Origin of the sequence: Chitinivorax sp. B (assembly GCF_005503445.1) — a bacterium.
GTDB lineage: Bacteria > Pseudomonadota > Gammaproteobacteria > Burkholderiales > SCOH01 > Chitinivorax.
The window spans coordinates 1-7,906 of record NZ_SCOH01000083.1 but is presented as its reverse complement, the minus strand read 5'-3'; the positions used below and the strand labels follow the sequence as shown (position 1 = coordinate 7,906).

14 protein-coding genes are annotated in these 7,906 nt (G+C 47.7%); 10 read left to right on the top strand and 4 right to left on the bottom strand.

Annotated features, from left to right (window positions below):
* The 8 genes from FFS57_RS23955 to FFS57_RS23920 form a co-directional block, all read left to right on the top strand.
* On the top strand, positions 1-1,108 hold a 1,108-nt coding region (locus FFS57_RS23955), incomplete at its 5' end, for an RHS repeat domain-containing protein (RefSeq protein ID WP_137940352.1).
* A 22-nt stretch (positions 1,109-1,130) separates the two neighbouring features.
* A complete protein-coding gene (locus FFS57_RS23950; RefSeq protein ID WP_137940351.1) occupies positions 1,131-1,637 on the top strand; it encodes a hypothetical protein in 507 nt (168 codons plus the stop codon).
* Positions 1,638-1,706: 69 nt separating this feature from the next.
* Positions 1,707-2,351 (top strand): hypothetical protein, encoded by a 645-nt coding sequence (locus FFS57_RS23945; RefSeq protein WP_137940350.1) that lies wholly within the window; start codon positions 1,707-1,709, stop codon positions 2,349-2,351.
* Between the two features lie 89 nt (positions 2,352-2,440).
* Positions 2,441-2,926 (top strand): hypothetical protein, encoded by a 486-nt coding sequence (locus tag FFS57_RS23940; protein WP_137940349.1) that lies wholly within the window; start codon positions 2,441-2,443, stop codon positions 2,924-2,926.
* A gap of 16 nt (positions 2,927-2,942) precedes the next feature.
* Complete coding sequence (locus FFS57_RS23935) at positions 2,943-3,254, top strand: DUF5455 family protein (RefSeq protein WP_137940348.1); 312 nt, start codon at positions 2,943-2,945, stop codon at positions 3,252-3,254.
* A gap of 210 nt (positions 3,255-3,464) precedes the next feature.
* Positions 3,465-4,292 (top strand): zonular occludens toxin domain-containing protein, encoded by an 828-nt coding sequence (locus FFS57_RS23930; RefSeq protein WP_137940347.1) that lies wholly within the window; start codon positions 3,465-3,467, stop codon positions 4,290-4,292.
* A gap of 78 nt (positions 4,293-4,370) precedes the next feature.
* Positions 4,371-4,586 carry a hypothetical protein gene (locus FFS57_RS23925; RefSeq protein ID WP_137940346.1) on the top strand — a complete coding sequence of 72 codons (216 nt, stop codon included), beginning with the start codon at positions 4,371-4,373 and terminating at the stop codon, positions 4,584-4,586.
* 6 nt (positions 4,587-4,592) lie between these two features.
* Positions 4,593-4,790, top strand: coding sequence for a DUF1737 domain-containing protein (locus tag FFS57_RS23920; protein ID WP_137940345.1), 198 nt, complete (start codon positions 4,593-4,595; stop codon positions 4,788-4,790).
* On the opposite strand, the gene FFS57_RS23915 is transcribed toward FFS57_RS23920, so the two are convergent.
* Positions 4,787-5,287, bottom strand: coding sequence for a hypothetical protein (locus FFS57_RS23915; RefSeq protein ID WP_137940344.1), 501 nt, complete (start codon positions 5,285-5,287; stop codon positions 4,787-4,789). The genes FFS57_RS23920 and FFS57_RS23915 overlap by 4 nt on opposite strands.
* Before the next feature lie 348 nt (positions 5,288-5,635).
* Here FFS57_RS23915 and FFS57_RS23910 point away from each other — a divergent pair, with 348 nt between their 5' ends.
* Both FFS57_RS23910 and FFS57_RS23905 read left to right on the top strand, forming a co-directional pair.
* Positions 5,636-6,220, top strand: coding sequence for a hypothetical protein (locus FFS57_RS23910; RefSeq protein WP_137940343.1), 585 nt, complete (start codon positions 5,636-5,638; stop codon positions 6,218-6,220).
* Position 6,221: 1 nt separating this feature from the next.
* Complete coding sequence (locus FFS57_RS23905) at positions 6,222-6,677, top strand: lysozyme inhibitor LprI family protein (protein ID WP_137940342.1); 456 nt, start codon at positions 6,222-6,224, stop codon at positions 6,675-6,677.
* A 265-nt stretch (positions 6,678-6,942) separates the two neighbouring features.
* Here the strand turns inward: FFS57_RS23905 and FFS57_RS23900 are convergent, their stop codons facing one another.
* The 3 genes from FFS57_RS23900 to FFS57_RS25450 all read right to left on the bottom strand — a co-directional run.
* Complete coding sequence (locus FFS57_RS23900; RefSeq protein WP_137940341.1) at positions 6,943-7,350, bottom strand: hypothetical protein; 408 nt, start codon at positions 7,348-7,350, stop codon at positions 6,943-6,945.
* A 167-nt stretch (positions 7,351-7,517) separates the two neighbouring features.
* On the bottom strand, positions 7,518-7,697 hold the full coding sequence (locus tag FFS57_RS23895; RefSeq protein ID WP_137940340.1) for a hypothetical protein: 180 nt from the start codon (positions 7,695-7,697) through the stop codon (positions 7,518-7,520).
* 12 nt (positions 7,698-7,709) lie between these two features.
* On the bottom strand, positions 7,710-7,906 hold a 197-nt coding region (locus FFS57_RS25450; RefSeq protein ID WP_171014186.1), incomplete at its 5' end, for a hypothetical protein.

Below are 7,906 nucleotides of genomic sequence, written 5' to 3'. Positions count from 1 at the left end.
CGGCCAACTCACCAGCTATGGCTATGACAGCGACCAGCGGCTGAGCGAAGTGGAACTGCCCGGCAGCAGCCTGCGCTACCAGTACGACCACCAGGGTAACCGCATCAGCCAAACCCTGAACGGCCAGACCACCCACTGGCTGGTGGATGCCAACCGGGACCATGCGCAGGTGCTGGAAGAACAGGATGCCACCGGCCAGACCACGCACTACAGTCATGGCGACGACCTGCTGAGCCAACAGCGTGGCGACGACGTCCGCTACTTCCTCTATGATGCGCTGGGCAGTACCCGTGGCCTGACCGACGCGCAGGGCAATCTCACCGACCAGTACCAGTACGATGCCTGGGGGCAGACCCGCCAGCATGACGGGACCAGCCAGACGGCCTATCAGTTCGCCGGCGAGCAGTGGGATGCCAACCTGGGGTGGATCTATCTGCGGGCACGCTACCTGGACCCGGTGACGGGGCGGTTTGTGAGTCGGGATCCACATCCCGGCAATCCGAGCAACCCGGTCAGTTTGCATGACTATCTGTATGCGAATGGTGATCCGGTCAGTAATATTGATCCACTTGGACTGTTTTCTATTGCTGAACTTAATGCTGGCATGAAGGAAATTCAAACGCTCTCTGCAAATTCGGGACGAGCCTTTGTTCAGGGTAACTATCGAATGGGATGGCAACTCGCGAAGCAGTCGGGGAGGGCCGCTGAGAAGTGGGTCGAGAGAATTGTAAAAGAGTGTCTTGGTCCTAATAGTATTGTTGGCAGAAACTCACTAATTAAGAGTACTAGGCGAGAAGTTGACATGTTGGTTAAGGTTGAGAAGTCAATCTTGGAGCTGGAAGTTAAGAATAAAATACCGAAAAATTATGGCGAGCCACTAAGACGATTGAGAGAGCAATTAATGGCACGAGGAAATTCCTCTAGCCCTGCTCTAGTAGTTGGTGGTCTTGAAGTGGATAGCCTTATTTTGGCAGAAGGTTATTTGACAAGAGCTGGATTAAGTGTTGGTGGTGTTGGTAGCGGTTCAACTGTTGTGCTCGTAAACGGGCTTGTTGAGTTGGCTTCGTATTTTGTGAAGACATATGGTGCAAAATGTTTGGATTTATAAATATCGGCGCATGGAATGGCAAATGAAATCTACTATCGTATATGGAATATTGAAGCGCAATTTGAGTGATTGTGTTTCTGGTGAAAGTTTTAAGCCAAAGAAAACATCTTACCCATTGTGGGTGAAAGATTGTGGCGAAGGAAGCGTCTTGCTTGGATTTAAGGTTGACAGTAAGTACTCATTTGACGAAGTCAGCGGCGGGAGATTTTCAATGACTTTATTGAAATGTAAAGGGGAGGAGGTATCACCGGATGACTATTTAACTGCTAAGTCAATGTCTGATATTTTAGATGGTGATAAGGTGTTGGAATTCTTAAAAATTAAAAATGCAATAATTGATAAGCTTATCATAAGTAGTAGGAATTCTGGATTTCCTGAAGATGCAATCGATGCTTGGTGTAATACATTGAATCGAGAGCGTCTTGATGCAGAGGTATCTTATGAGTTTCCTTATTTGGATAGTATGGATGTAGAGAGTTGGTCTTTGTTTTTAAGTGAAAATTTTTCTTCAATGCTGAAGCGGTTGTAGAGCGGTTTTGAGGTTTTTTTACGTAAACCAGCTTGGATATTTGATTTTTTAAGCTGTAGAGGTGCCGCTTTGGAAGTAGTTTTCAAGAAATATTTAGAGTCGTTGATTGATGACAGGTTGAAAAATGGCTTTGATTTTAAACGGCGAAAAAAGATTAAACTAGGGTCTACTCGGCCTGGGTCATGTGTTTGGACTTGGAGCCCATGCTCTGCGCTAACTTGCTATATGGTTTTGGAGTTCTATAAGAACTCAGATTTTGCTGGTGTTGGCGTTGGGTGGTCGAACAATGAGAAGGAGCTTGATTTCTACGAATCAAATCGTATATCGCAGGAAGCATTAGCAGCAGGTAAAGGTGATTTAAATTGCCTTTTTCATTTGCCAAGCACATATCTTCACATGACAGAGTTCGGTCTTCAAAGTCAGTTCGTTTCATCTCTGATTGACTTGGCTCCTGTTGAAAGAGTTAAATTTGCATATCGTGATCCCGAAGTGCTGAAGGCAGCACTCGATTCTGCAGGTTATACTGAAGTGGATTGGGAGAAGAATACCTCGATGCGATATTGGGGAATCATGGAGGTGCTCTCGGGCGAGCCATTGACGCTTGAGGATGCGGAATATGCAACCAGTAAGATGAGTCAGGAAATGTTGCAGTTTCTAGATGAGCATGCGCTGCCCTATTTGTCGCGTGTTGCTGAAACGTTTTGCAAGCAATAGGTAACGCTCGGTAGGTGGGATACAGAAAGTCTTGTTTCATTGGATATTGAACGGAATTTCCATTGTCATATGCTGTGGAATAAGTGAGCATGTGTGACGAGCCAATTATTTATCCTGGCAGGGAAAGAATTGCAACAGATTATTTTTGGATAATCTTGACGGCCCTCAGTCTTTCTGGCACCGATTTAATGGAGCGATTGCCAGGTCGCATTCCTAGTCTTAATAGTCCATATTTAAATGATGGTCGTTATAATCCATTAATTCGGTTGATATCGGTGGCTAGCACCAGTTATGGGAGTTGGTATGATGAATTTATTGGCTGTGAAAATATAATCGAAGAATTTGCAAATATTGTTTCAAAGCCAGATATTGAAAAGAGTGATTGCTTAAAATATTCACGTGAGGCATTGTTTGATAGTGAGTGGTGGGAACAGATTAGGCATCTAAGCGCTAACATTTTAGAATGTAGTGGGGCAGGCCCCAGGCCAAGTCTTCCAGCTAAGATTGACCCCAGCGAATTTGACGAATTTCCACCGCATTGCTACGACTGTGACTATGGCGGTGGCGACAGCTAAACGAGAGGGGAAATAAATGCCAGCGTTTCTGATGGGGCTATTCGGTGGCTTGGCGACATGGTTGGGTCAATGGTTGACCAAGAAAACTGCGATTGGTGTGGCAGCAGTGGCGGCGTTTACCAGCATGACGGTCACTATGTGGAGTGTTTGTATGGGGGCAATTGCGGCCTTGAAATACTCGTTGCCTGATCCAGTGATGGCTGTTGCTGGCCAAGTGTTGCCGAGTAACCTGCCGGCGTGTGTGGCTGCTTACATCGCCGCACGCATGGCGCGTGCCTTCTATGACTGGAACGTAGAAACGCTCAAGATCATGTCCTATGTCACGTAAGAGTGAATCAGGCAGTCAATGCACCGTGGAATACCGCAGCCCATAGGGCGAGGATATGCCGCGAAAGGCATTGACGGACTGAATCACTGTTAACGCTATGCGCTGGGTTAGGTCGGACCACAGGCCGACCTAACCCATGGCAACCGTTTGGCGCTGGTCGCATTTGGCAGTGGCGTTTTGTAATACCTTATATCAATTCAAAGGAAACACATGGCGGTTTATATCGTAACCGGCAAGCTGGGTGGCGGAAAAAGCCTGTCCTGTGTCCGCCAGATCAAGGAATACTTGGGCCGGGGTGCACCGGTAGCGACCAATCTGGATATCTTTATGGACAAGATGGCGCGACCACAAAGCCGCGCCTATGTCACACGTTTGCCGGATCATCCGACCGCTGTCGATTTGGAAGCACTCGGCAACGGCAACCCTAGCTACGATGAATCCAAGAATGGGCTGATCGTGCTGGATGAATGCGCGATGTGGCTGAATACCCGCGATTGGCAAGACAAAACCCGGCAAGACCTGATCAACTGGTGCCTGCATAGTCGCAAGCTGGGTTGGGATATGATGCTGATCGTGCAAGATTTGGGGTTGATCGATAAACAGGTCAGAACTGCACTCTGTGAATACACCGTGATCTGTCGGCGTCTGGATCGCCTGAAGATGCCACTGATTGGCAATCTGGCCAAGCTGTTCGGCTTCAAGCTCAACATGCCGCGTATCCACGTGGCCACTGTTAAATACGGCACGAGTCACGATAGTCCGGTTGCCGATCGCTGGGTGTTCCGGGGCAGTGATGTCTATCACGCCTATGACACCAAACAAGTGTTCAATCCCAGTACTGGGCCGGGCTTGCATTGCACCTTGCCAGCTTGGCATCTGGTCGGGCGCTATCAGAAGCAATACCACTGGAAAGAACTGCTGACTATGGCGGTATTGTCGCCGTTGTGGTTAACAATCAAAGTTTGCGAAGTGATTACCAGCCATCGTTATCGGGTAGTAAGAGGGCGGTTGATTACGACAGTTCAGGCAGCAGCCTAGTAACTTCTGACTGGGCGTAACTATTTGACGAATGGTGTATAACCTAGCAGCATCAAGCCTTTTTGGGGTGAAGTCTCGATGTCGGCTAGGTTTATTGTGGTATTGATACTGGCTAATGTATTTTTGTATATGGTGTGGTCAGATGCCAATCAGCTGGAAAAGCTGGGGGCAATCTCCGCAATCTTTGTAGTAAAGGCTTGTGCTATCTCGTTTGTGATTGGTTTGGTGGCCGGCACCATGCGTTTGAGCAAAGCCAGTGACACTGAGGCGGAAGAATACAACCCGTTTAAATGAGTTAGCATGCGAGATTACATCATTTTTCGTGAACTTCATTCGCCTGATGTGACTGGTTATAACGGCTTTGATCGTTTGGCACAAAAGGTGAACGAGAAATTGGCAGAAGGCTTTGTGCTGGCAGGTGGGGTTACCGTTTGTAGCATGAACAGTAGTCAAGCCGTAACTTTTATGGTAGCGCAAGCACTTTATCTACCGGATTAATCCTTAATGCCCAATAGGTTTAGCAGGTACAGGCCATGCTTGGCTTCCAGTACGCATTGCCGCTTGTAGAAATCGCGTTGTTTGCGCAATGTGGTCAGGTCTTCTTGCAAGGCAGCAATCTGATTTCTGGCCTGTTTGGCTTCAAGATCGAACATTTTTAGCTGCGTGCGTATTGAGCGTAATGCATTAATGTCTTGTGCATCGAAACCATGGTTTTCACCGGGCGGAAACACCTTTTGCGCAGCGATGTCGAAATGCCAACCAGCCAGTTTGCCGAAGTTATCGATAAAGCGGCCATGGTAAGCCAGCTCGACCAACGCAAAGGCTGCATACGGCATGTGTTCCTCGCCAGTTCGCCAGCGCTGCGCGGTCTGTAGCGGCACCTTGCAGAGCTTGGCAACTTCTTCTGATGAGACAGTGCTGAGGGATAAAGCAACATTGTAGGACTCACGGACATGACCAAAACCGGCGACTGGCGCAAAGCGAGAATGACCCATAACGACGAACTTCGAATAACGTGGAAAGCCTGATATGAAGCCACATCAGGCCGGTATGAAGATATTAAAGTGGATTAGAATCGTCGGTTAAAAAAGTCCATTAGTAATGGGGTTTAATAGACTGGATTGGGGAACTGAAGAAGAAGGCGCGAAATACGGCGACAAGTTGTTTTGACCAATAACTTGATTTTACATAATGCACATTATGCGAACAAAAGCGAGGCAAAAGCACATGCGCATTGACGTATTTGACTATCAGAATTTCCTGAATATAGAATCAATGCGCCTTTACAACAAATTATGGTGTTCGCATGACCTATCTACTACGCAATTATTTGTGTATTTTGTATGGAAAAAAACAACAATCAACCCATAGAACGCAACAAATCACCCCGGAAAAAACTCGATCTGGTCGCTAGACGTTGTCTTGCTGTCGACCCAAACGAGTTCCACCGACTGACTTTCGGGATGTCTGATCAAGAAATTGGCGAAGTAACTGGTGTTTGTCGCCAAACCGCCTTTCGTTGGCGGAGAAATCCACACCTAATTCCAAGCGCTGTTAAGCAGCTGCTGCAATACCGAGCTGGCACTCTTCCAGAAGCCTTTGGGGATTTTGCCGGTTACCAGATTGGTACCGACGCACAGGGCAATACCGTATTGATTGCGCCTGGCCAAAATTGGCGCGATGCCATCACCGCCAAAGAGGCCCACGCGAACTTCTTTACCCGGCGACGTCTGGAGCGGCTAGAAACTGATTCTGCAAGGCTTACAATCGTTGAAGAATTGTTGATTCAGCGACAAACAGAACTTGCTGCTGCTCAGGTGCGGCTTGAACAACAACAAGAAGAAATCGACCGCTTACGCGCAGATAAAGATTTATTGCGCTCGGTCATTACTGCGGGCTTGCGATTGCCAAGCCCTGAAAGAGATTGATATGAAAAGAAAAGACTTTCACCATGTTCTTACCATGGCAACAATTACGATTTTGTTTGTAAGCGCGCCGGCTAACGCGCTTGATCACGAGAAGCTTTATTCAAGCTGTGCCAAGTTCGATGGCCCAACTTGGTTGTGTTATAGCCAGAAGCTTGATAGTGCTGAAAGTGATTTAAATCGCATGCGCAGTCAGGCGATTGATGCGATTGCAGGAACGGATTTTATACCACGCAAAGCGCGAAGTTCGTTTATTAGTACATTCAAAGGAGGTGAGCACGCCTTTGATAAAGCACGCGGTATGCTTTGTGGAAAACTAGCCGAGTTTTACGCCTATGGTGCAATGAGCGGCACAGCTCAATCAGTACAGTCTGTAACTTGTCATTTGCAAATGATAGAAGGGCGCGTAACCAATCTAAGCGAATGGTATGGAGTGAAATCTGAATTTCAGATGTATTAAGAAAAAGCCGGAATTTTCCGGCTTTTCTAAGTTGGTTGCTTCGGATGCAAAAATGCCGAAAAACGCTTTAGAAAAAACTTCATGCATAACCAAAAAACAATCAGCGATTCTATCAGCAAGAATGGAATAACGCTTTCGTAGCTAACACTAAGGGTGATGTCTAATACATTCACTACTAAGCCAACTATCAATATAGTTGCTTGGGCACTAATTAGCCCGATAATTAGCGAAAGCAATATCGCAGCAACAACCAACAATGTTTTTTTCATTTCCAACGAACCGGACAGTTGCTAAATAAAGATTCATCCGAGCCGCCTGCCTTCAAAATTTCTTCGACATACGTTACGCAGTTGTGAACCGCCCCACCCCACGTCCACTTGTCTGCGCTTAGCTCTTCGAGCTTTTCTTGTGCGCGAGATGGGTTAGTTACCCTAACACGGCGACGAAACAGTTCTTTTTTTCCATTTTCTTTTAGGTATCGACGATATCCGGACTCACTAAAATACCATGGATATTCACGAAAGCCATCAATATGAAAGTAGAACTGCCCAGCATTTAAAATTGTGTGGCCGCATGCATTTGGACCTGAACCGCTCACAACAACAATGTGTGTTTGCGTCCAATTAAACAGCGTTGAAAAACACGAATACATTCTTTCGCCCAAATAGGCCATATTGTTCCCCGCAAAAAAATCGGCACAAGCTTAAGCTCATGCCGTTTGCATGTCAACCTATATTACCCATATGGCATATTACGGCGCCTTGACGGCATTGACGAATATCTTGGTCTTGACCAGATCATAGACCAGCATCGATGCCGCCCCAATCGCCACCCATAACGCTACTTGCTTGGCTCGCATGGTGTGCTGCCCCCTTCCCTGATGTGTACCGCCAAGGCCCCCAATACCGCCGACAGCGCCGCTGATCGGTCGCCAGCGATCCAGCGCGCTACCGCGTCCGCCAGAATCGCCAGCCCTGCCCAGGTGGACGGCGAGCCCAGCCGTTCCTTGATGTAGTTCATCCCCTCTCCCCCTTATGGTTTGTATTGTGACGATGGTGATCTGACGCCCAGCTTGCGCGAGGCATCATCGACCATCTGTTTATCCCGGTGCGTCCAGTCGTAAAGCTGGCCGCCCAAGTTCCAATGCTCATCGCCCGACAGCCAGCGGCCCAGCCCACCTATCAGGCCATCGTAAAACACACCGGAGGCCGCGCTGCCCACCCCTGACG